The sequence below is a fragment of the Lonepinella sp. BR2271 genome (genome assembly GCF_051851515.1).
Lineage (GTDB): Bacteria > Pseudomonadota > Gammaproteobacteria > Enterobacterales > Pasteurellaceae > Lonepinella.
The window spans coordinates 50,559-75,438 of the sequence record NZ_JBPDVF010000008.1 but is presented as its reverse complement, the minus strand read 5'-3'; the positions used below and the strand labels follow the sequence as shown (position 1 = coordinate 75,438).

The following is a 24,880-nucleotide window of genomic DNA, read 5'->3' as shown; positions in this document are numbered from 1 at the left end:
ATTTGCTCCTATTTTTTAGCGGATTTTGGACGGAAACTTTCAATCACAGCAGGATCCGTATCAATATAAATCCCATCAATCAACTGTAAACAATAAGGCACAGCTGCAAAAATCCCTTTTACTTGCACTTTCCCTTGTTCATCTTTCACGCCCTCTAAGGTTTCTTTAATGGCTTTGGGTTGCCCAGGTAAATTTAAAATTAAACTGTTTTTGCGAATCACCCCGACTTGTCGTGACAACATGGCGGTAGGCACAAAATGTAAACTCACCTGACGCATTTGTTCACCGAATCCCGGCATTTCACGATCCGCCACGGCCAGTGTCGCCTCCGGTGTCACATCACGTTTTGCCGGCCCCGTACCGCCCGTAGTTAAGACTAACTGGCATTGCTGTTGATCGACTAATTCAATCAAGGTTTGCTCAATTTTATCCTGTTCATCGGGGATTAAACGGGTTTCTACTAAAAATTTATCCACTAATGCTCGTTCTAACCAAGCGGTTAATTCGGGAATGCCTTGATCGGCATAGACACCTTGCGAGGCTCGATCAGAAACGGAAACCAAGCCAATTTTTAAAATTTTTTCATCAACTGCGGTCATTTTTTACCTTATTTTTAAAATGGAAATAACAACGGAATACAAAATACCGTGACTAACATGACTAACAATGTAAATGGCACACCGATTTTAACAAAATCCGCAAATTTATAGCCACCCGGTCCTAACACCATGGTATTTACTGGGGAAGAAATTGGGGTCATAAACGCCGCCGACGAGGCAATAGCTACGGTCATAGCAAAAGGCATGGGCGAAAGCTGTAATTGCTGCGCCATACTAATCGCAATGGGTGCCACTAAAATGGCGGTCGCCGTATTAGAAATAAACAAACCGACAACCGCACAAAGCATAAATAAGCTAATCAACATCCAGTGTTTACCCATGGTTCCCACGGTATGAATCATAAAATCCACGGCTAAGTCCACCCCTCCCGTTTTTTGTAGCGCAATGGAAAAAGGCATCATGCCAACGATTAAAATCAAGCTCGGCCAATGAATACTGGCATAAGCACTTTTGGCGTCAATACAACGGAATTTACCGAGCATTAAACAAGCGATAAGAGCGGCCACCACATTCGGCACGACGCCCGTGACCATTAACAACACCATGGTCGCAATGGCAAAAATCGCATGCCATGCTTGGCTCGCTGCGGGAACGGCTTTGTCAATTTCACTGGGATAACTTAATAAAAAGAAAGATTTGGTTTTATCCCGTAATTGTTGTAACAGTTTCCACTGCCCCACCACCAACAAGAGATCGCCCACTTTCAATATTTCTTCCGCAAGATTGCCTTGCAATAACTCGCCGTTACGTTTAATCCCAATAATATTCAACCCATAATGGGATCGAAAGCGTAATTGCACCGCACTTTTCCCCACTGCACTGCCGTCGGGAATCGGGGTAATTTCTGCCATGCCAATGGATTTAGCTTGTTCACTAAAATGAACATTACGAATAGGGGCCAATTCTAAATGATGTGTACGGCAAAATTCGCTCAAATCCAAGTCTGGCTGACTAATATCCATCATCAATAAATCTTTATGGCGAATTTCTTCTTTGCCAAGGGAGGCGGCCATAAAAATCGGTCGAAAGCGTTTCCAACGCTCAATAGCTAAAATATTTAGACCATAATTGGCTCGTAAATGTAATTCTTCGACATTCTGCCCAATAAAATCGGAATCCGCTAACACCACAAAACGTTTAATTCGGCGGTGTAACTGATAACTTTCAATAAGATCATTAAAAGAATAACGGGCGGTTTCTTGCGGATTATGTTGCTCTGGCGAGGCTAACCAACGACGAGCTAATAACATATAGAATACGCCTAACACCAACACAATTAAGCCAATAGGCGTAAACGAAAAGAAATCAAAACGTCCCGCTTGTGTGCGGACTAATTCGGCATTTACCACCAAATTCGGCGCCGTGGCAATCAAGGTCATCATGCCACTAATTAAGCCCGCCATACTTAACGGCATCATTAAACGTTTGGGTGAAATGTGCATTTGCTGACAAATCACCAACACCACCGGAATGAAAATCGCTACAATACCCGTAGAACTCATAAAGGATCCCAAGCCCGCAACGGATAACATTAATAAAATAAGGACTTTCGTTTCACTGTTATTGGCGACGTGCATGAGCCATTCACTCACTTGATAGGCCACGCCGGTACGCACTAAACCATCTGCCACAATAAACAATAATGCAATGAGAATAATATTGGGATCGCTGAACCCTGCAAATACATCTTCAACGGTTAAAATGCCACTCAGACAAAAGGCAAGCATGACCACCAATGCGACCGTATCCATGCGCAATTTATTTTGAATAAACAAAAAGATCGCCCCCAATAACAAAACGATCACAGCGGTTAATGGGGTGTGTAACGCAGTAAATAAGTCAGCATTCATCACAATATGTCCTGAAATCAAAGGGTATGTTGCTCGAGTATTTGACGCACCGGTGAAAAACTACGGCGATATTGTGGTAACACGCCAAATTCCGCTAGCTTTTCTAAATGGGCTTTCGTAGGATACCCTTTGTGTTTGGCAAATTCATATTGAGGAAATTGTCGATCCAGTTCCACCATTTCTTGATCCCGTGCCACTTTGGCCAAAATAGAGGCTGCGCTAATTTCGGCCACAAGGCTATCCCCTTTCACTACGGCTTGTGCCGGCATAGGTAAATCAGGAATGCGATTACCGTCGACTAACACAAACTGCGGTGGAATTTTCAAGGATTTTACCGCTCGCTGCATGGCAAGCATGGTGGCATGCAAAATATTCAGTTCATCAATTTCCTCGGGTTCCGCACGGCCTAACGCCCAAGCTAAGGCTTTTTGCTTGATTTCTTCCGCTAATAATAAGCGTTTTTTCTCACTCAGTTTTTTGCTATCGGCCAACCCGTCAATGGGCTGATGAGGATCTAAAATGACCGCAGCGGTCACCACTGCCCCCACTAAAGGGCCTCGCCCGACTTCATCCACGCCCGCAATCAACTCAACGCCTTGCGGATATTCAAAATCTGACATGGTTATTTTCCCTCCAATAAATCAATCACGGCATTGGCGGCTTGGCTATCGGCATCACATTGAATAAATTGATGTAATTCAGTAAAACGCTGAATTAAAACTTGACGATTTTGCACCGCACTTTCGGATTGGTCTAAATAAACCGATAATTTTTCGGCTAATTTTTCAGGGGTACAATCCGCTTGTATCATTTCTGGCACCAACATGTCATTGGCTAACAGATTTGGTAAGGAAATATAGGGTGTTTTCACTAAGCGTTTGGCTAAAAAATAAGTGAGTGGTTTCATGCGATAACCCACCACCATAGGTGATTTACACAGCATACATTCTAATGCCGCTGTACCTGACGCAAGTAAAGTCGCTTGTGCGATCATCATGGCTTGGCGAGCGTTGCCATCCAAGATAATCACATCAAGTTCAGGTGCAACTTGCGCCTTAATTCGTTCAAATTGATCACGGCGTTTTTCACTGACTAAAGGCACTAAAAATTGCAAATGAGGATATTGCTGTCTTAACAATACGGCGGTTTTTAGAAAAGGTTCGGTGAGAAACTCAACTTCTGAACCCCGACTTCCGACTAAAATCGCCAGATATTGTTGTGTTGGATCGAGATTAAGGAGTTGGCATACTTCGGTACGGTTTGGCTTTAACGGAATCGCATCCGCCATGGTATGCCCAATAAAACGACAAGGCACATTGAAACGATCATAAAAGGCTTTTTCAAACGGTAAAAAGGCTAGCACAAGATCGGTCGCTCGGGCAATTTTATAAATCCGTTTTTGTCGCCACGCCCACACGGACGGGCTGACATAATGAATGGTTTTAATACTTTGATTTTTCAGTTTTTGTTCGACATATAAATTAAATTCAGGGGAATCAATACCAATAAAAATATCCGGTTTTTGGGCTAACAAGGTTTGTACCGTGTTCTTGCGGATTTTTAATAGTCTAGGCAAGTGCTTTAAAATTTCTGCCAATCCCATTACCGAGATTTCGTCCATATCAATCAGGCTTTCACAGCCCTCAGCGAGCATATTTTTGCCCGCTATCCCGATAAATTTGGCTTGTGGGTAATGACTTTTTAACGCACGAATTAACCCCGCCCCCAAAATATCACCCGAGACTTCACCGGCGACAATGGCAATAGTCGGCGTAATTTGCGGAGGATTTACTTGATTTTCCACTTCACTGTCCTTTATAAAAAATCACCGCACTTTATGTTCAAAAATGCGGTGTAAATTCGTCGACTTTTTTCTAGCGAATAATGCCACGTGTGGAGCGTTTGAAAAAGGCTAAGAAGAAACTGATCGCCGATTCTGTTTTGGCGTAATGTTCAATTTCTGGCATCACTTCTTCTAAGGTTCGGTCGCTCCGATAAATTAATTTATAGACGTTGCGAATGGCGTGTAACGTCGGCTTTTCAAAACCACGGCGTTTTAAGCCCTCAAGATTGACGCCAAATGGACGAGCATGATTGCCTTGTGCCATCACATAAGGTGGTACATCTTGACTGACCATGGAACCGCCACCTAACATCACATGCGCACCAATAATCACAAACTGATGGATGGCAGACATACCGCCAACAATCACAAAATCATCTAATTCCACATGACCAGCAAGCGTTGCATTGTTGGCTAAAATACAGCGGTTTTTGATTTGGCAATCGTGAGCAATATGGGCGTTGACCATAAATAAATTGTCATCCCCAATACGTGTCACCCCGCCACCCTGTACGGTACCACGGTGAATGGTGACATTTTCACGAATACGGTTACGGTTGCCAATAATGGTTTTAGTGGGTTCGCCATTATATTTTAAATCTTGATTGACTTCACCAATGGTGGCGCCATGAAAAATCTGATTATCTTCGCCAATCGTGGTGATACCATTCACCACAACATGTGAATGCAAAACGGTACCTTTACCAATGTCCACTTGTGAACCAATCACACAAAATGGTCCGATTACCACATTTTCACCAATTTTAGCCCCCTCTTCCACAATGGCAGAGGGATGGACTTTCGCACTTGAATGGATCATATCTGCTCCTTATGCTTAATGATTAACGTCTTGCACACATGAGTTTAGCTTCACAAGCCACTTCGCCATCGACTTTAGCGATCCCTGTAAACGCCGTGATACCACGACGTTCTCTAATCACTTCGACATATAATTCAAGTTGATCGCCCGGTAACACGGGACGTTTAAAGCGAGCGTCATCAATTCCGGCAAAATAAAAAAGTTCTCCGCCTTGTAATTCATGGGTTTTAAAGGCTAACAAGCCCATGGATTGTGCGAGCGCTTCGAGAATTAATACACCTGGGAAAATCGGTTCTTGCGGGAAATGACCAGTAAAACAAGGTTCATTCACGCTCACATTTTTAATCGCTTTTAACCACACACCCTCTTTGAAATCTAACACACGATCCACTAATAAAAATGGATAGCGGTGGGGTAATAATGTCATAATTTCTTTTGTTTCAATAATACGAGATGGGCTAGTTTCTGTTGTCACAATAATTACCTTCAATGTTTTTCAATTTTTAATATGTCTTGCTTAATTATACATGATTTAAAAAATAGATTGTAGTAAAACCGTCATAAAACAGTGATCCGCTGAGTTCATGAATAGGTAAAGTGCGGTGAAATTTAAGCCAATTTTTAATCATAAAAAAGCTCACCATGAAGATGAGCTTATCGAAATGCGTTAATTTAGTCGGCTAATTTCTTTTCCAAGGCTTTAAGCCGTTTATTCATCTTGTCAATATCCATGGTTAACGCTGCAGTTTTACGCCATTCTTTATTGGGCTGTAATGGAATACCAGAAGAATAAACACCCGGTTCAGTAATCGGTCGCATAACCATACTCATCCCCGTCACGACCGCTTGATCGCAAATTTCCATATGACCATTGATCACACTGGCTCCGCCAATTTGGCAATAACGTCCGACGGTGAGACTGCCCGCCATGATGACGCCACCTGCGACAGCAGTGCCTGTCCCAATATGCACATTGTGGGCAATTTGACAGAGGTTATCAATGATCACATTATCTTCAATCACCGTGTTATCTAATGCACCACGGTCAATACAAGTGCAAGCGCCAATTTCAACATGGTGACCAATCACGACCGTTCCCGTTTGTGGAATTTTGATCCAACGTCCCCGTTCGTTCGCATACCCAAAACCATCACTCCCAATCACCGCACCGGATTGAATTAAACAATGTTCACCGATTTGCACATGATGATAAATCGACACATTTGCCCATAATTGCGTGTTCGCACCAATTTGGGCGTGTTGTCCAATAAAGCAACCGGCACCAATCACCGCATTGTCACCGATCACCGCCCCATCTTCAATAACGGCATTTGCGCCAATGCTGACATTTTTACCTAAAGAAACCGTGCTAGAAATCACCGCACTTGACGCAATATCTGTCGCTGCTTTAGGCGTGCTGTCCATATATTGAGCCAGTAAGGCATAGGCTACATAAGGATTTTTCACAATGATAAGGTTTGCTTGCTCGGCACAAAATTCCACATCTGCCTCTGACACAACCAAAATGCCAGCTTGCGAAAGGGATAAATAAGGACGATATTTCACATTGGAAATAAACGTGAGATGGGTTTTGCTCGCTTTATCTAAAGGCGCAATGGCCGTCACAAAAACATCGGCGTTGCCACGCATGACACCGCCGATATGTTCTGCTAATTCTTTTAATGTATAAGAACGCATAATTAATTAACCTGTAACAGATTATTTAGTTTCTTTCTTTTCAGCGTCGGCAGGTTTGTCCGCAGAATTATCTGTTGGCACTTTACCACCAATGGCTTTTAACACTTCATCACTAATGTCTTTACCGTCAACCGCAAACACGACTGAATTGGCGTCAAGCACATAAGTATAGCCTTTTTCTTTTGCTAATGTATTGGTGGCGCTTTGAATAGATTCTAACAATTTCGCACGTTCTGCCATTTCTTGTTTTTGTGCTTCTTGTTGATATTTTTGCACTTTGGCATCGTGATCTTTCATCAATTTATTGATTTCATCTTCACGTTTTTTAATATCTGCGCTACGTAAATTTTTAGCTTCTTTTTGTAACGCGGCAATCTTGCCATCAATGGATTTTTTGCTTGCCGTTAATTCATCAGTTTGTTTTTTGAACGCTGAATCTAATTTTTTCGTAATTGCCTCACGATCAGGGTGATGATCAAATAAATAAGCGGCATTAATGAAGGCAATGTTTTCAGCGGCGATAGCTGCTGATGAGGCGAAAGCTAAGGCTAAAGAAAGTGCGGTTGCTTTTACGATTTTTTTCATGGGGATAAATTTCCTTTTTAATTATCATTTTAGTTACGTGCCAAATAATCTCTATTTGGCACAGGTATTGTTTAGACGAAATGAATGGTTATTAGTTCAATCTAAATCAAATTAGAATGAGCCACCAATACTAAATTGGAATTGTTCAATATCGTCGTTCTCATATTTTTTCAACGGTTTCGCATAAGAGAAAACTAATGGCCCAATCGGTGATTGCCATTGGAATCCTATCCCCGCAGAAGTCCGAATACGGCTTGGATCGCTGTAATCTGGCATATTTGGGTAGGTGGCCTTAAATTTATCTTTATCTGCGTTAGACCATTTGGTATTCCACACGCTACCCGCATCAAGGAATAAAGAGGTACGCACAGAATTTTGGTTTTTATCTGCGACGAATGGCGTTGGCACAATCAATTCAATACTGGACGTCACCATGGCATTACCACCGATAATATCGTCGTCCCAACGAGGACCATCTTGGGTAAGATAAATCGCTTGTGGTCCCACGGCACCAGAGGCAAAACCACGTAGGGAGCCAATACCACCCGCGGCATAGTTACGGTAGAACGGTAAAGTTTTACCGCCAAAGCCATTGGCATAAGCAGCACCTGCACGGGCAGAAAGCACCCATGTACGGTTACGATCTAATGGGTAATAACCTTGTGCATCTGCACTTAAGGTATAGAATTTGTTATCCGACCCCGGAATGGTCACGGAACCACCTAAACTCGCTCTTACCCCTTTGGTTGGGAAATAACCGCGGTCTAAACTGTTGTAGTTCCAACCCGCTTTAAAAGTGAAGTCTTGTGACTTAAATGAGGTACCGCTATACCCCATGGAATCAATATATTTTTGGCGAGTATATTCTGACGTCACATTTTTCAGTTTATTATAGGCATAACCCACACCTAAATAGTAAGAGTTATTTTCATTTACAGGGAAACCGAGGGTTAAATCGATTCCGTAAGTGGTACGTGCATAACTGGCTGTCGTATCATCATCAGAGTTATCATATTTTTCATAATACACGTTTCCACCAAGACTGACACCGTCTTTGGTGAAGTAGGGTTCGGTATAACCTAAATTAACACTGGTAGTATAGTCATCTTTACGACCGCCCAAGCTAATAGACGAACCCATACCTAAGAAGTTATCTTGTTTGACACTGGCTTGATAGCTGAAACCACTCTCTGTCCCATAACCGATACCAAAGTTAATACTCCCCGTATTACGTTCTTTAACAGTATAGATAACATCTAATTCATCATCCGTCCCTTTTACGTTCTCCGTACGCTGTTCCACGGTTTCAAAAAAGCCCGTACGTTCCAAACGAATTTTACCTAGCTCAACTAATTGGGAAGATAACCATGTTCCCTCTTGTTGACGCATTTCTTGACGCAAGGTTCTGTCTGCACTCACCGTATTACCTTCAAAACGAATTTGGCGTACAGAATAACGGCGCCCCGCGTCCACAATATAGGTTAATGCAATGCTTTTATTGGTATCATCAAATTCTGGGTGAATATTCACTTGCGCATTGGCGTAACCTTGTTCAGCCAGTTTGTCCTTGATGTTATCTTCAACACGTTTTACTTCACTGCGTTGAAATTCTTGATTGAGATGAATGTTTTTGAGTAAAGGGGCTAACGCCTCTTGCATACCACCGACATCCCCGATAATTCTGGCATTGGTGACAGTATAAATCTCACCCTCATCTACCACAATTTTCACTCGCGCTTCATTTTTATCATCACTAATTTGCACGTCGGTATTGGTCACTTTGGCTTTAGCATAACCATTTTCACCATAATAATCTTGGATTGCACCTAAGTCTTTACTGAATTGTTCCGCTGCAAATTTATTACCAAAGAGTTTCCACCATGAATCTTCTTGCAGTTCCATTTGTTCTTTTAATTTACTGCTCGACACATGGTTATTGCCCTCAAAGGTCACTTCTTTTAACAAGGCTACATCATTTTCTTTAATTTGTAATTTAACTTCAGCACGATTATTTGGCAACGAGTTAACAATGGTTTCTACTTTGGCGTTGTAACGACCTGTACTGGCATAATGCTCCTCTAAACTCTGACGGAAAGCCTCTAATTTCTCACGATTTAAGGTTTCACCTGATTTAAATCCATTTGCCTCCAAATTCGATTTTAACGCTTCACTCGGCACGGAGCTATTACCCTCAAAGATCACTTCAGTAATAATCGGCTGTTGAGTGACAGAAATGACTAAGGTATTGCCTTCTCTGTCCGCGCGGACATTATCATACCCACGGGAATAAAGGGTTCTTACCGCATTAGCAATATCATTATCCGTTGCACGCTTACCAATTTGTACCGGTAATCCTGATAACACATTAATTTCTGTACCGGACTGTACGCCTTCCACACGAATATCCTGTACCACAAAAGGGGCCGCATAAACACTCGCAGAACCGAATAATAAACTAGCTATTAAAAGTTTTTTCATCTTACAATGACCTTATTAAATTAAAGTAACGCGAATAAAATGTCCACATTGGAAATCTTAAGCGTTCGTTTACAAATAGGATACACATCCATACAATCTATACAGACTGCTAAAATTTTAAAACGTTCTATAAACGTAAAAAATCATTAAACAAAGCAAAGACTGTTAACATCAATAAAAGGGTGGCACCAATGCGATAAAACACATTTTGCACCTTATCAGAAACAGGCTTGCCTTTAATGCCTTCCGCTGCCAAAAAGACCAGATGTCCGCCGTCTAACACGGGCAACGGAAATAAATTCATCATCCCGAGGTTTACGCTAATTAACGCCATAAACCCAAGATAGTACACGAAACCGATTTGTGAGGAAATCCCCGCACCTTGGGCAATCGAAATTGGACCACTTAAATTATTCAGCGATAAATCGCCAGTCAATAATTTGCCGATCACTTTCAGGGTTAGCCAAGAAAGTTGTGCGGTTTTTTCCGCTCCTTTCCACAAGGCATCAAGCATATCATATTTTAATTCCGTACGATACTGTTCATTCATCGGATGAATGGTCGGTGCAATCCCTACCACATAACGGTTTTCTTGCTGTTCTGGGATTAAGGTCACCGCCAAGATTTGCCCATCACGATGAATTTGCAACGATAACGGATAACCTTGTTGCACTTGTTTAACAAAATCTTGCCATGCAAAGGTTTCACCCAGTGCAGTATAAATTTCATCGCCAACCAATAAACCCGCTTTTTCAGCCGGCGAATTTTCCACCACTTTGGCAATTTTCATTTCCACTTGATTGCCTACGGGTTGAATACCTAAGGCACCAAAGGCACTTTGTTTATCGGGATCAAATGTCCATGCTTGGATATTCAAGGTTTTTTGTTGTGGACGATTTTCCCCAAACGGCGTGACGGTTAATGTGACTTGCTCATTGCCTAACTTGGTCGCCAACAACATATTAATGGTTTCCCAATCTGGTGACTCCGTCCCATCTACCGCCAAAATTTGGCTATGGGGGGCAAGTTGTGCTTGTGCCGCAATGCTGTTGGGTTTAACGCTATCAATCACCGGTTTTACACTCGGGATCCCCACGGCAAACACCACCCAATAGGCTAAAATAGCAAAAATAAAATTGGCCAAAGGGCCGGCTACAATCACAAACATGCGTTGTAACACGGTTTTACTGTTAAACGATTGTGATTTTAGCTCTGCTGGTACGGTTTCATTGCGTTCATCTAGCATTTTCACATACCCCCCCAAAGGGATTAAGGAAACGGCAAACTCGGTACCTTGCTTATCTTTTTTTGACCACAAGACTTTACCAAAACCAATGGAAAAACGATGGACTTTTATACCGCACTTTCTGGCCGCCCAGAAATGCCCATATTCGTGTACCGATACCAGTACACCAATCACAATAATAAACGAAACCAACGACCACAAAAATGACATCAATACCGCCTGTTAAAGCCAGAAAAAGTAGAAATACGCAAAAAATGGCGCGGCGGCGGTTAAGCTATCAATACGATCTAAAATACCACCATGCCCAGGGATTAAATTACTGCTGTCTTTAATGCCACTTTGACGTTTAAACATGCTTTCGGTTAAATCGCCTAACACCGAAACCGCTACGGTCGCAATGGAAAGTGCGGTTAAACTTAAGGTATTTCCGTGCATAAAGAAATGATCGCCAACAAAATAAATAAATAATTCTGACAACACGCCAGCGGTAATCACACCGCCAATCACCCCTTGCCAAGTTTTCCCCGGCGACACTTTCGGGGCTAATTTATGTTTACCAAATTTCCGCCCTGCAAAATAGGCGCCACTGTCGGCCGCCCAGACTAACACAAATACATAAAGCAATAATTTAATGCCGTGTAAACTGTCAACATTGTAATTTTCTAAACGTAAGGCAGCCACCGCAATTAAGAACGGCACCAACGTCACACAAGCGAAAATAATTTGCAAAATGACCGATTTACCCCAAATATTGGCGGAGGTCGGATAGGTGATCACCAAACCCAGTGCAACTGCCCACCAAATCACCGCAACCAACAATAAAGGTTCTGCATAATCCGCAAACACACGCCCAGCATTGAGATAATCCGCTTGACTAAAAATCCAAACAAATAACATTGCCAAAGCAATCGAGGTCGCCACAAAACGCCAGACAATTTTTAAACGTGGAAATTGCGTCCATTCCCAAACACCGGCGGTGACAATCACGCCCAACGCCAAAGTAAAATAAAATGGCGAGAATAAAAATAACGCTGCACAGACCAGTGCAATCATCACGATTGCCGATAAAATACGTTGTTTAAGCACGTGTTTTCCCTCTTTAAGCCCCGCCAAAACGGCGTTCTCGTTGTTGATAAGCCCAAATAGCTTGGTTAAATTCTTGTTCACTAAAATCTGGCCATAATACCGGTGAAAAAAATAATTCGGCATAGGCAATTTGCCAGAGTAAAAAATTACTGATCCGCTGTTCGCCACTGGTGCGAATTAATAAATCTACGGGCGGTTGCTGTGCTGTGACCAAATGTTGCTGAAACAAATTTTCATCAATCTGATCGACAGCGAGTTCTCCCTCTTTCACTTGCCATGCCAATTTCTGTGCGGCTTGTACAATGTCCCAACAGCCACCATAATTAGCTGCAATATTTAAGCAAAGTGCGGTGTTTTTTTCAGTTAATTTTTCTGCGTTGATAATTTTTTGTTGTAATTTTTCACTGAATTTGGAGGTATCGCCGATAATATTTAACCGAATATTATTTTTATGCAGCTTTTTCACTTCCGAATCCAAGGCTTGCATAAATAGCGTCATCAAGGCCGACACTTCCTGCTCAGGACGATTCCAGTTTTCACTGCTAAAAGCATACATGGTCAAGGATTGCACCCCGATTTGGCGAGCATAAGACACCGCACGGCGTACCGCTTTTACCCCATTTGTATGCCCAAATATACGCATTTTACCTTGGCTTTTCGCCCAACGCCCATTGCCGTCCATAATGATGGCCACGTGTTTCGGTATATTATGCGGATCTAATTCTTTCATTTAATCCTAAATCACAAAGGTGAATTGAAAATTTGGGCGTGAATATAGCATATTTCCAAGCCATATGTCATTGAGTTTTTACCACATTCCTTGCAAATTCCCGAGCCAAGCGATCCACTTCCAAGACATCATCAATCGCTAAAATCTGTTGTGGTTGAATTTTTTCCACCACCTGTTGATTGACCTTGGCAATATCGGTAAATTTAATTTGCCCATTTAGAAAAGCGTCCACCGCGATTTCATTGGCTGCATTCATGGCAGTAGTGGCATATTGCCCAGCAGCAAAGGCATCCATGGCTAATTTCAAATTCGGATAGCGATTAAAGTCAGGCGCTAAAAAGGTCAAGCCGTTAAGCTGATAAAAATCCAACGGTGTAACCCCTGAAATAATACGATTTGGATAGGCCATGGTTTCCGCAATCGGCGTACGCATATCAGGATTACCCATTTGTGCAATCACCGAACCATCAATATAACGCACCATAGAATGAATAATAGATTGTGGATGAATAATCACTTCCATTTCATCGGCACTGGCATTAAACAACCAACGAGCCTCGATATATTCCAGCCCTTTGTTCATCATAGTGGCACTGTCCACCGAGATCTTTTTCCCCATCGACCAATTCGGGTGAGCCACCGCTTGGGCTGGCGTAATGCTATCAAATTCACTTAAATCCGTATAACGGAAAGGACCGCCAGAACCTGTTAGCACAATTTTGCTAATACCCAATTCCTTTAGCGGACAAAAACCGATTTTTTGCTGAGCCTCGGGCGGTAAAGATTGGAAAATGGCATTATGCTCACTATCCACGGGCAATAATCGAGCCTGTGATTTTTTCACCGCGTCAATAAAAATCTGTCCGCAAGTGACCAAACTTTCTTTATTGGCTAACAACACTTTTTTACTGGCTTGTACAGCGGAAAGCGTTGGCAACAATCCTGCCGCCCCCACAATCGCGGCCATTACTTGATCCACATCAGGATGAGCCGCCAATTCACAAATCGCTTTTTGTCCGCTTAATACTTCCGTTTTACTCCCAAGTGCGGTTAATTTTTCTCGTAATTTTTTCGCCGCACTTTCATCATCTAAGGCGGCAAACTGCGGTTGAAATTTCACGCATTGTTGAGCCATTAACTCCACATTACGACCGCCGACTAAGGCAAATGCTTGATATTGTTCGGGGTTATGTTCGATAACGGAAAGTGTACTGGTACCGATTGAGCCTGTTGAGCCGAGAATGACAAGGTTTTGTTTTTTCATGGTAAGTCTTTTTTTGAAAGAAAATTATAGTGAAATTATATAACAAAAATGGGCTAATTAGCCCATTTCTTATTAATAAAATTATTACAACCCAGCCGCCTTTCTCAATTCTTCCGCTCGATCAATTTTTTCCCACGGGAATTGCTCACGTCCAAAGTGCCCATAAGCGGCGGTTTGGCGATAAATGGGTTGAATTAAATCTAACATTTTAATCAAACCATAAGGGCGTAAATCAAAAAACTCACGCACAAGATTAACTAACAATTCATTGCTCACTTTGCCTGTGCCAAAGGTTTCCACCATAATAGAAGTGGGATCTGCTACGCCAATGGCATAAGAAAGTTGGATTTCACAACGATCTGCCAGCCCGGCAGCCACAATATTTTTTGCCACATAACGTGCGGCATAAGCGGCGGAACGGTCGACTTTAGATGGATCTTTGCCCGAGAATGCACCGCCACCGTGACGAGCAGCACCGCCGTAGGTATCCACGATAATTTTACGTCCGGTTAAACCGCAGTCGCCCATTGGACCGCCAATCACAAAACGTCCTGTTGGGTTAATAAAATATTTCGTGTCTTTATTTAACCATTCTGCTGGCAAAATCGGCTTAATAATTTCTTCCATCACGCCGTCAATTAAATCGGCTTGGCTCACCGCATCACTATGTTGCGTAGAAAGTACCACAGCATCCACACCGACAATTTTATTATTATCATATTTCAAGGTGACTTGGCTTTTCGCATCGGGACGCAACCAATCTAATGTACCATTTTTACGCACTTGGGATTGACGTTCCATTAAGCGGTGAGCGTAAGTAATCGCAGCCGGCATTAATACATCGGTTTCGTTAGTGGCATAACCAAACATAATGCCTTGGTCACCCGCCCCTTGATCGAGTGGATTATCACGGTCAACCCCTTGATTAATATCGGAAGATTGTTTACCAATGGCATTTAATACGGCACAAGAATGGCCATCAAATCCCATATCAGAATGTTCATAACCAATTTCACAAATCACTTGACGGGTTAAGTTTTCAATATCTACCCAAGCAGAAGTGGTAATTTCACCGCCCACCAAAGCCATCCCTGTTTTTACATAGGTTTCACAAGCGACACGTGCTTTAGGATCTTGTTTTAAAATTTCATCTAATACCGCATCTGAAATCTGATCGGCAATTTTATCAGGATGTCCCTCTGATACACTTTCAGAAGTAAACAAATAGCTTGACATAATGTTCCTTAATTTTTTCATTTAGAAGTATAGACGGCTATAATACGCATTTTTGCCTAAAAGGCAAGCATTTTATTTTGTTTTTATCTGAAAATAAAAACAGGTAATATGCTATTGGTTATGCACATTACCTGTTTTTTAAGGGTGATTAATTTGTTGCAGCGGTGATCACAATTTCAATTTTCCACGCCTCATTGGCTAATTTTGCTTGAATCGTCGCTCGTGGTGGCGCATTATTGTCGGCCACCCATTCGTCCCAAGCACGGTTCATTTCGGCATAATCATTCATATCCACTAATACCACTTCAGCCCGTAAAATACGGCTTTTGTCGGAATTAACTTCCGCCAATAAACGATCAATTTCAGCTAATACATCTTTCGTTTGCTCATAGATAGGTTGATTTGGCGTATTGGCTGGAATTTGTCCCGCCAAATAGGCAACGCCATTGTATACCGTTACTTCGGATAAACGCTTGCTAATGTGAAAACGTTGAATTGTCATGTTTACTTCCTTTGGATTGTGTTTTAAATAAGGGAAAGCTAAAATAAACGAAAATTTCTTATTTTGTCAATCAATTATTTAAGCATGAAATTATTAATCTCCAACCAACACGGCGCCATTGTAATGGCGTTAGTGCCCTTTTTATACGGTATGTTGCTTTCACACCCCATTTGGCAACATGCTTTTCTGCTGCTCGCTTGGTTTTCCTTATATCTAATGAGCTACCCTTTTCTCAATTTGTTTAAAGGAAGAAATCTCGCCTTATATAAAAAATGGACCCTTATTTACGCTATCGCCTGTTTCATTTTTGTGATTCCCGCACTTTTGCATAATTGGAGAATTTTATATTTTGCTACCTTATTTATTCCATTCACTTTCATCAGTATCTACTATGCAAAACAAAAAAATGAACGTGCTTTATTCAATGATCTCAATGCCATTGTGATTTTTGCGATAGCGGGAATGATGGCCTATTATTTTGCGGAAAATCAGTTTGATCAACAGATTTGGTGGGTGGCGGTTTTACCTAGCCTATTTTTTATTGGCGTGACACTTTATGTCAAATCGGTATTACGTGAGCGGAAAAATCCTTATTATTTAATTACTTCTATTCTTCACCATACCGCATGCGTGATGATTTTTCTGCCTTTTCAACAATTTTTATTAGCACAGGCGTTTGTTATTCCATTAATCAGAGCGATTATATTGCCAACGAAAAAGCTCTCTACCAAACAGGTGGGATTAACTGAAATGGCGATTTCACTGATCTTTTTTATCCAGCTTTTGATGGCAACCTTATAGGCAAAAAAAACCACCCAAATTTTGGGTGGTAGGAAAGTAGTTTAGCTATTATCTAGTTATATTTATTTAGGAACTTTATGAATTATCAAGCGTTTCATCTTGACGGAGGAAATCATATACAAAAACCTTACAAATAAAAAGTCTAATTCACCTATTCATTGATTAATATCAATTTTAAGGGGTAAATTCCATAAATTTACACCGCACTTTATAAAAAATGTTTAAACTTTCAACTTTTTTTGATAAAGATGCAATTTTTCTCTGTTTAATAATTTATTTTATCGTCAGAAAAGTGTATTCTATACCACATTATGACTTTTAAAACGTCTGTTCAGTATTTACTGAATATCTTCTAACTTCAACCCTTAATATAGGTTAATTTATGTCAAAATTAGTTCTTATCTTAAACTGTGGTAGCTCATCTTTAAAATTTGCTATCTTAGATCCTGTGTCTGGTGATGAAAAATTATCAGGTTTGGCTGAAGCGTTCTATCTGCCAGAAGCTCGGATTAAATGGAAATTACATGGCGAAAAAGGCAATGCCGATCTTGGTGCTGGCGCAGCCCATAGCGAAGCGTTAAGTTTCATTGCGAGCAATTTATTAGATGAAGAATTAAAAAGCAGTATCTCTGCAATCGGTCATCGTATCGTACACGGTGGTGAAAAATACACCCACTCCGTGGTGATTGATGATGAAGTGGTTGAGGGTATCAAAAAAGCGGCTGAATTTGCACCATTGCACAACCCTGCTCACATTATCGGTATTGAAGAAGCCTTCAAAATTTTCCCACATTTGAAAGACAAAAACGTGGCGGTATTTGACACGGCATTCCACACCACTATGCCTGAAGAAGCCTATTTATACGCCCTGCCATACTCACTTTATAAAGAACATGGCGTTCGCCGCTATGGTGCTCACGGCACTAGCCACTTCTATGTCAGCCGTGAAGCCGCTAAACGTTTAGGCGTGGCGGAAGACAAAGTGAATGTCATCACTTGTCACTTAGGCAACGGCGGTTCCGTGTCTGCGGTACGTCATGGTGAATGTATCGACACCTCAATGGGTTTAACACCGCTTGAAGGTTTGGTGATGGGAACACGTTGTGGCGACATCGACCCTGCGATTATTTTCTACATGCACAACACGCTCGGCATGGCTGTACCTGAAATCAAAGATACCCTTGAGAAAAAATCGGGCTTATTAGGTTTAACCGAAGTGACCAGCGACTGCCGTTATGCGGAAGATAACTACGAAACCGAAGAACCCGCCAAACGTGCATTAGATGTGTATTGCTACCGTTTAGCCAAATACATTGGTTCCTACATGGCGGTTATCGGTGAACGTTTAGATGCCATCGTATTTACTGGTGGTATTGGTGAAAACTCTGCTCACGTACGTGAAATCACTTTAAATCACTTAAAACTCTTCGGCTATCAAGTGGATAACGACAAAAACTTGGCTGCCCGTTTTGGTAAAGAAGGCGTGATTACCAAAGACGGCTCGCCAATTGCCCTTGTTCTTCCGACTAACGAAGAATTAGTGATTGCACAAGACACCGCTCGTCTTTGCATTAAATAATCCCATAAACAGCCGATAATTATCGGCTGTTTACTTTTGCATTCAGTACAATCTCAATATAGGAAATATTATGTCAAGAACGATTATTCTTATTCCCATTAGTAGTGGCGTGGGCTTAACCAGCGTAAGTCTGGGTTTAATTCGAGCACTTGAACAAAAAGGGGTCAAGATCGGCTTTATTAAACCCATTTCACAACCAAGTTCCGGTGAAGATAAATTAGACCGCACCACTTCCATTGTTCGCACCAGTACCGCACTTGAAACCGCAGAGCCTGTAATGTTAAGTGTGGCAGAAACCTTAATTGGTCGCAATCAATCCGATGTCTTATTAGAAAGAATCGTTGAACAGCACCAAGCATTAAGTAAAAACAATGAAATTGTGGTGGTCGAGGGCTTAATCCCCGCTCGCAAAAATTCCTATGCCAACAGCATTAACTACGAAATCGCACAAGCCCTTGATGCGGAAATTATTTTAGTGGCCGCTCCGGGTAATGACACCCCTGTGGAATTAAAAGAACGTATTGAAGCCGCCGCAGCCTCTTTTGGTGGCAAAGAAAATAAAAACTTACTCGGTGTGGTGGTGAACAAATTTAATGCCCCAGTGGATGAATCCGAACGTACTCGTCCAGACTTAACCGAGATCTTCGATTCTTATCAACATAGCCATAATCAAGCCGGTGAAGTCTATCGCTTATTTGCCACTAGCCCAATTAAAGTGTTAGCTTGTATTCCTTGGTCAGCAGAACTCATTGCCACTCGTGCCATTGATTTAGTCAAACATTTAGGTGCGGCGATTCTTCATGAGGGAGAAATCACCACACGCCGTATCCGTGGCATTACATTCTGTGCCAGAGGCTTACAAAATATGGTGGAACATTTCCGTACCGGTAGCTTATTAGTGACTTCCGCTGACCGTCCCGATGTATTAGCCGCCGCCGCACTTTCTGCGACTAATGGTGTAGAATTAGCGGGGATTTTATTAACAGGTGGTTACAAAATTGATGCACAAATCAGCAAACTCTGCCAACGTGCCTTTGAAACCACTGGCCTACCGATTTTCCGTGTAGAGGGTAACACATGGCAAACGGCGTTAAATCTACAAAGTTTCAATTTAGAAGTGCCAGTGGATGACAAAGAGCGCATTGAAAATATCAAACAATATACTAGCGAACAATTTGATGCAGAATTTGTTAATCAATTAGCGGCTGCCTCTACGCGTATCCGTCGTTTATCCCCGCCAGCATTCCGTTTCCAATTAACCGAATTGGCTCGTGCGGCGAAAAAACGCATTGTGTTGCCAGAGGGTGACGAACCTCGCACTATTAAAGCCGCTGTACTTTGTGCGGAACGTGGCATTGCAGAATGTATTTTATTAGCCAATCCAGCAGATGTTCAACGTGTGGCAGAAGCGCAAGGCGTGACATTAGGAAAAGGTATTACGGTTATTGATCCTGCCTCTGTACGTGAAAACTATGTGGATCGTTTAGTAGAATTGCGTAAAGCTAAAGGCATGACAGAAACCTCAGCTCGTGAGCAATTAGAAGACAATGTGGTATTGGGTACCATGATGTTAGAGGCCAACGAAGTGGACGGTTTAGTATCAGGTGCAGTTCACACCACCGCCAACACTATTCGCCCACCAATGCAAATCATCAAAACGGCACCAGGTAGCTCGATTGTTTCTTCTATCTTCTTTATGTTGCTACCAGATCAAGTGTTAGTTTATGGCGACTGTGCGGTAAACCCAGATCCAAACGCTGAACAATTAGCGGAAATTGCCATTCAATCCGCCGATTCAGCCAAAGCCTTTGGCGTGGATCCAAAAGTGGCCATGATCTCTTACTCAACAGGCACATCAGGATCCGGCGCAGATGTGGAAAAAGTGAAAGAAGCTACCCGAATTGCCAAGGAAAAACGCCCAGATTTAATCATTGACGGCCCATTACAATATGACGCTGCCGTGATGGAAGATGTGGCAAAATCCAAAGCACCAAACTCCCCAGTTGCGGGTAAAGCGACTGTATTCGTGTTCCCAGACTTGAACACCGGTAACACTACTTACAAAGCAGTACAACGCTCTGCGGATTTAGTGTCTATCGGTCCAATGCTACAAGGTATGCGTAAACCAGTAAACGACTTATCTCGTGGGGCATTGGTTGATGATATTGTGTACACCATTGCGTTGACCGCAATTCAAGCGACCCAATAACCCCTAAAAAAATCCCCTCTCCCTATGGGAGAGGGCTAGGGTGAGGGTAATTCCCCCAAAAAAATACAAAAAAATATTATTTTTGTGATCTCCATTCCAAAATTAAACTAAAAATCTTGCGATATTTTCACCGCACTTAATACTCAAAAATAAACTAGAAAACGATTTACACAAATGGTTGTATGTGTTAAAAAATATAGCAGATTTAAATCAGTTGCCACGCTATTTAAATAAGCCTATTTTTGAGAAACTGTTTCAAATTGCCGAATACAGCAACCTAAATAAGAGAGAAAAACAAATGTATGATGTGAGTTTAAAACGCAAGTGGGACGAATATTCCTTGCTGACATCGGCTGAATCGAGAGGGATTCAAAAAGGACGATTAGAAACCATAAAACAAAATGCTCAAAATATGCTTTCTTTAGGATTAGATTTAAATATGATTTCTAAGGTTGTGGATTTACCTGTGGATGAAGTCAAAAAACGAGTAAATTGATTGATATTTGTGAAAAAATCACATTCTGCCCTTTATCTTTACTTGAATTTCCCTATAATGTAACCTTTATTTTATTTTTATTAGGAATGCAAAATGGCAGACTTGAATACTGTTCTCGCGGAACTAAAACGCGGTATTGATCAAATTTTCTCCGAACAAGATTTAATCGAAAAATTAAAAGAAAATCGCCCTTTGCGTGTGAAATTAGGGGCTGACCCAACCGCACCCGATATTCATTTAGGCCATACGGTGGTTCTCAATAAATTACGCCAGTTCCAAGAATTGGGTCATCAGGTGCAATTTTTAATTGGGGATTTCACTGGCATGGTCGGCGATCCGTCAGGCAAAAATACTACTCGCCCACCATTAACACGTGAAGATGTGTTACGCAATGCGGAAACCTATAAGCAACAAATTTTCAAAATTCTTGATCCACAAAAAACTCAAATCGTATTCAACTCAGAATGGTTGGGGCAACTTGGTACCGAGGGTATGATTCGTTTAGCGTCTAACTATACCGTGGCTCGTATGTTAGAACGTGATGATTTCAAAAAACGCTTTGCTAATCAACAACCTATTGCAATTCACGAGTTTATTTATCCGTTATTACAAGGTTACGATTCTGTACATTTACAGGCAGACGTAGAACTTGGCGGAACAGACCAAACGTTCAATTTGTTAATCGGTCGTGAATTACAAAAAGCCAATGGACAAAAACCACAAGTCGCTATTACCTTGCCATTATTAGTAGGCTTAGACGGTGAGAAAAAAATGTCCAAATCTCTAGGTAATTATATCGGCGTGGCCGACGCACCGAATGAGATGTTTGGTAAAGTGATGTCCATTTCTGATGAATTAATGTGGGATTGGTACGATTTGCTGTCTTTCCGCCCATTAACGGAAATTGCTCAATTAAAAGCCGATGTGGAAAATGGCAAAAATCCACGTGATGTGAAAATTTTACTCGCTAAAGAAATTATCGCACGTTTCCATGATCAAGCGGCTGCTGATACTGCGGAGCAAGAGTTTATCAACCGTTTCCAAAAAGGAGCCATGCCGGATGAAATGCCTGAATTTACCTTTACAGGCGAAATCGGTTTAGCCAATTTGTTAAAAGAAGCGGGGTTAGTGCCATCTACGTCTGAAGCCATTCGTGCGGCTCAACAAGGTGGGGTGAAAATCAATGGCGAGCCTGTGGATAATGTAAAACAAATGATTCAAGCTGGAACAACGGCGGTTTATCAAGTGGGTAAACGGAAGTTTGCTAGAGTGACAGTGAAATAAATTTTTATTCAACGCAAAAAACGGTGCATCTCGCACCGTTTTTTATTGCCTTTTTTCTATATTCCCTTTTATTCCCACTTTTCCCCCAAAAATACAATAAAAAACACCGCACTTTTATGATTAAAAAAAGACAAATATTGTGCAAAAAAAAAACAATGTTAAAATCCGCACTGTTCATTTTGAACAAATTATTCTCAATTTCTTTCTCGTAAAAATAAAGGAAAATCCCATGGAAAATTCATATCTTAAAACGCTTGAAGAAGCCAATTTAAAAAAATACAAAGCTAAAACCTTATTGCCTAAAATTCTTACCATTGTTCCGACAATACCGTTTATAATGTCTATACTAAGTGGCCTCATATATGATTTTATGAGTTTTTCTGATTTGGTATGGCCTTTAGGATGGTCCGCTGTTGGGTTGTTTTGGTGGTCTTCTGTACGTTTTAATTATAAAAGAGGCATTCACAACTATAACGACTATAATGCCACTAATAATGGTATTTATATTCATAAATTTCTTGATGGTAAAGATCGTTATGAAATTGAAATTAATACCCACAATGAAACCGTCCGATTGGTTTCTGGTCAAAATGAAAAGACCTATCCATTTTCTCAAATTGAGGGAGTGAAATCAGTATGTGGGGAATCTACTTTCGGTTACCACCTCACAGCGACTGGTGGTATGGCTGGTGCAACACAAAACCTTGCTAATATGTCACTTGCTCAAGGGTTAGGTTTAAAAGCTAATTGGAAACAAAATGGACTATTTATTTATGTGGATGATTTACAATTTCCAATGTGGCAGATTAAATTTTACGCTGAAAATTTTATTAAATATACATCCGATAAATTCTGGTCAGATGTTGCCATGCAATATGAACGCTGGTTAAAAGTGTTTGAAAAAACTTTAAATATGAAATAAATTTGATTCACTTAATGGGAATAATTCCTCTCACTCAGGAGACAATATGAAAAAAGCATTACTCATTTCAATACTAGGCACCGCCTTAGCTTTAACCGCATGTAGCGACCCCAAAGAAGCGAATAAGGATAACTTTGCAAAAGCTATCCAAACCTATTTAGATACCCAACATGCAGTCTGTCTCAATTTCAGACAGACTGGTATTGCTCTCAGTTTCCCAAAGGATTCCCCCTATGCAGCTGAGGATAAATACGTATTGGAGGCAGATATGGCAAGCTATGAAGATCGTAGCTTAGCATTTTTAAGACAACATGGATTGGTCAGCCGTTCTGATGAAATCATTGAAGGACGTCGTGGTCCTTTCCGTGCGGCAATCTATACTGTCACAGATAAAGGCAGACCTTATTTATCCGGTGATAAACTTTGCTCAGGCAAGATCGTATTAGAAAGTATCGACGACTTTACTGAACCAGCAGACACTGGTATGGGTATGAAAGCCTCACATGTTAATTTTACTAAAAGTTATAAAGACATTGCTGATTGGGCAATAGAAGCCAATCCTCGTATCAGTACAGGTGAAAAAATCTCAGATGCCCATGATTTAGTACTTACAAATGATGGCTGGAAATCTTATAACATGGTGATCAAAAACCAATTCTAGGCAATACAATTAAAACTAACTAATAAAATTTTATTCAACGCTAAAAACGGTGCATCTTGCACCGTTTTTTATTGTCTTTTTATTCCCCTTTTCTACCCAAAACTGCGATGAAAAACACCGCACTTTTATGATTAAAAAAAGACAAATATTGTGCAAAAAAAAAAACAATGTTAAAATCCGCACTGTTCATTTTGAACAAATTATTCTCAATTTCTTTCGCTTAAAAATAAAGGAAATCCCATGGAAAATACTAAACTCAAAGAAGCTGAAGCAAAAAATCTCGCTATTTATCAAGCCAAAGCCAACAAACCTAAATTTCTCCTGATTGGCTCACTCATCATCTTTCTTCTCTCACTGACCAATTTAGATCTCCTGTTCTCTCCAGTTGGTGGGTTTAGTGGTTTTTTTGCTTGGTCTGGTTTGATTTGGCTATATGGTGTGCGTGTAACTTATAAAAGAGGCATTTATAACTATAATGATTATAATTCAAGCAATGACGGTGTTTACTTCCATAAATTTCATGATGGGAAAAAACGTTATGAAATTGAAATTAACACGAATAACGAAACCGTACGTTTAGCGTCTGGCAATAACGAAAAAACCTATACATTCTCACAAATTGAAGGGGTAAAATCTGTCTGTGGTAGCACAAGTTATAACTATTTTGCCACAGCTTCAGGTGGCCTCTCTGGCTCTATCCAAAATATACAAAATAGTCAACTTGCCAAAGCAACAGCTAGAGAAGATATGTGGCGAAATAATGGTTTGTTTATTCAAGTAGATGATATGCAATTCCCGAAATGGCATATTAAATTTTATGCGGAGAATTTTATTAAATTTAATGCACAAGAAGCCTTTTGGCAAGATGTGGAAATGCAATATGAACGTTGGTTAAAGGTGTTTGAAAAAACAGTCCATATGCAAAAAAGTTAGGTTATTTGATTAGATCTTATTTCAAAACGTAGATAAT

At 41.0% G+C, this 24,880-nt stretch carries 23 protein-coding genes; 8 read left to right on the top strand and 15 right to left on the bottom strand.

What is annotated here, in order from left to right; translation table 11 throughout:
* Positions 1-8 precede the first annotated feature (8 nt).
* From mog to ACTG7X_RS07575, 15 genes are all read right to left on the bottom strand, one after another.
* Complete coding sequence (gene mog / locus ACTG7X_RS07645) at positions 9-599, bottom strand: molybdopterin adenylyltransferase (protein WP_439257913.1); 591 nt, start codon at positions 597-599, stop codon at positions 9-11.
* Positions 600-613: 14 nt separating this feature from the next.
* Positions 614-2,470 (bottom strand): SLC13 family permease, encoded by a 1,857-nt coding sequence (locus ACTG7X_RS07640; protein WP_439257949.1) that lies wholly within the window; start codon positions 2,468-2,470, stop codon positions 614-616.
* 17 nt (positions 2,471-2,487) lie between these two features.
* Complete coding sequence (gene rnhB / locus ACTG7X_RS07635; protein ID WP_439257912.1) at positions 2,488-3,090, bottom strand: ribonuclease HII; 603 nt, start codon at positions 3,088-3,090, stop codon at positions 2,488-2,490.
* A 2-nt stretch (positions 3,091-3,092) separates the two neighbouring features.
* Positions 3,093-4,274, bottom strand: a complete 1,182-nt coding sequence (gene lpxB, locus ACTG7X_RS07630; protein WP_439257911.1) for a lipid-A-disaccharide synthase — start codon at positions 4,272-4,274, stop codon at positions 3,093-3,095.
* A 70-nt stretch (positions 4,275-4,344) separates the two neighbouring features.
* Positions 4,345-5,133 (bottom strand): acyl-ACP--UDP-N-acetylglucosamine O-acyltransferase, encoded by a 789-nt coding sequence (gene lpxA / locus ACTG7X_RS07625; protein ID WP_439257910.1) that lies wholly within the window; start codon positions 5,131-5,133, stop codon positions 4,345-4,347.
* A gap of 22 nt (positions 5,134-5,155) precedes the next feature.
* Positions 5,156-5,608: a 3-hydroxyacyl-ACP dehydratase FabZ gene (gene fabZ, locus ACTG7X_RS07620; RefSeq protein ID WP_439240993.1), complete on the bottom strand. Its 453-nt coding sequence runs from the start codon at positions 5,606-5,608 to the stop codon at positions 5,156-5,158.
* 197 nt (positions 5,609-5,805) lie between these two features.
* Positions 5,806-6,831, bottom strand: coding sequence for a UDP-3-O-(3-hydroxymyristoyl)glucosamine N-acyltransferase (gene lpxD / locus ACTG7X_RS07615; RefSeq protein WP_439257909.1), 1,026 nt, complete (start codon positions 6,829-6,831; stop codon positions 5,806-5,808).
* A 21-nt stretch (positions 6,832-6,852) separates the two neighbouring features.
* Positions 6,853-7,416 (bottom strand): OmpH family outer membrane protein, encoded by a 564-nt coding sequence (locus ACTG7X_RS07610; RefSeq protein ID WP_439257908.1) that lies wholly within the window; start codon positions 7,414-7,416, stop codon positions 6,853-6,855.
* Between the two features lie 111 nt (positions 7,417-7,527).
* Positions 7,528-9,894 carry an outer membrane protein assembly factor BamA gene (gene bamA / locus ACTG7X_RS07605; protein WP_439257907.1) on the bottom strand — a complete coding sequence of 789 codons (2,367 nt, stop codon included), beginning with the start codon at positions 9,892-9,894 and terminating at the stop codon, positions 7,528-7,530.
* Positions 9,895-10,021: 127 nt separating this feature from the next.
* The gene (rseP, locus tag ACTG7X_RS07600; RefSeq protein WP_439257906.1) at positions 10,022-11,350 is read right to left on the bottom strand and encodes a sigma E protease regulator RseP; all 1,329 of its coding nucleotides are present in this window, start codon (positions 11,348-11,350) and stop codon (positions 10,022-10,024) included.
* Positions 11,351-11,362: 12 nt separating this feature from the next.
* Positions 11,363-12,226 carry a phosphatidate cytidylyltransferase gene (locus ACTG7X_RS07595; protein WP_439257905.1) on the bottom strand — a complete coding sequence of 288 codons (864 nt, stop codon included), beginning with the start codon at positions 12,224-12,226 and terminating at the stop codon, positions 11,363-11,365.
* A 13-nt stretch (positions 12,227-12,239) separates the two neighbouring features.
* Positions 12,240-12,956 (bottom strand): polyprenyl diphosphate synthase, encoded by a 717-nt coding sequence (gene uppS / locus ACTG7X_RS07590; protein WP_439257904.1) that lies wholly within the window; start codon positions 12,954-12,956, stop codon positions 12,240-12,242.
* Between the two features lie 67 nt (positions 12,957-13,023).
* Positions 13,024-14,220 (bottom strand): 1-deoxy-D-xylulose-5-phosphate reductoisomerase, encoded by a 1,197-nt coding sequence (gene ispC / locus ACTG7X_RS07585; RefSeq protein ID WP_439257903.1) that lies wholly within the window; start codon positions 14,218-14,220, stop codon positions 13,024-13,026.
* 84 nt (positions 14,221-14,304) lie between these two features.
* A complete protein-coding gene (gene metK, locus ACTG7X_RS07580; RefSeq protein WP_439257902.1) occupies positions 14,305-15,456 on the bottom strand; it encodes a methionine adenosyltransferase in 1,152 nt (383 codons plus the stop codon).
* A 148-nt stretch (positions 15,457-15,604) separates the two neighbouring features.
* Positions 15,605-15,958: a RidA family protein gene (locus ACTG7X_RS07575; protein WP_439257901.1), complete on the bottom strand. Its 354-nt coding sequence runs from the start codon at positions 15,956-15,958 to the stop codon at positions 15,605-15,607.
* Between the two features lie 84 nt (positions 15,959-16,042).
* Between ACTG7X_RS07575 and ACTG7X_RS07570 the strand changes: the two genes are divergently transcribed.
* The 8 genes from ACTG7X_RS07570 (at position 16,043) to ACTG7X_RS07535 (ending at position 24,843) form a co-directional block, all read left to right on the top strand.
* Positions 16,043-16,759: a YwiC-like family protein gene (locus ACTG7X_RS07570; protein WP_439257900.1), complete on the top strand. Its 717-nt coding sequence runs from the start codon at positions 16,043-16,045 to the stop codon at positions 16,757-16,759.
* 382 nt (positions 16,760-17,141) lie between these two features.
* On the top strand, positions 17,142-18,338 hold the full coding sequence (locus ACTG7X_RS07565; RefSeq protein WP_439257899.1) for an acetate kinase: 1,197 nt from the start codon (positions 17,142-17,144) through the stop codon (positions 18,336-18,338).
* Positions 18,339-18,408: 70 nt separating this feature from the next.
* Positions 18,409-20,547, top strand: coding sequence for a phosphate acetyltransferase (gene pta, locus ACTG7X_RS07560; RefSeq protein WP_439257898.1), 2,139 nt, complete (start codon positions 18,409-18,411; stop codon positions 20,545-20,547).
* Between the two features lie 121 nt (positions 20,548-20,668).
* Positions 20,669-21,043, top strand: coding sequence for a PD-(D/E)XK nuclease family transposase (locus ACTG7X_RS07555; protein WP_439257948.1), 375 nt, complete (start codon positions 20,669-20,671; stop codon positions 21,041-21,043).
* Positions 21,044-21,136: 93 nt separating this feature from the next.
* Positions 21,137-22,327: a tyrosine--tRNA ligase gene (gene tyrS / locus ACTG7X_RS07550; RefSeq protein WP_439257897.1), complete on the top strand. Its 1,191-nt coding sequence runs from the start codon at positions 21,137-21,139 to the stop codon at positions 22,325-22,327.
* Positions 22,328-22,556: 229 nt separating this feature from the next.
* Positions 22,557-23,249: a DUF4755 domain-containing protein gene (locus tag ACTG7X_RS07545; protein WP_439257896.1), complete on the top strand. Its 693-nt coding sequence runs from the start codon at positions 22,557-22,559 to the stop codon at positions 23,247-23,249.
* A gap of 46 nt (positions 23,250-23,295) precedes the next feature.
* Positions 23,296-23,910, top strand: a complete 615-nt coding sequence (locus ACTG7X_RS07540; protein WP_439257895.1) for a hypothetical protein — start codon at positions 23,296-23,298, stop codon at positions 23,908-23,910.
* A 240-nt stretch (positions 23,911-24,150) separates the two neighbouring features.
* A complete protein-coding gene (locus tag ACTG7X_RS07535) occupies positions 24,151-24,843 on the top strand; it encodes a DUF4755 domain-containing protein (protein WP_439257894.1) in 693 nt (230 codons plus the stop codon).
* Positions 24,844-24,880: the final 37 nt, after the last annotated feature.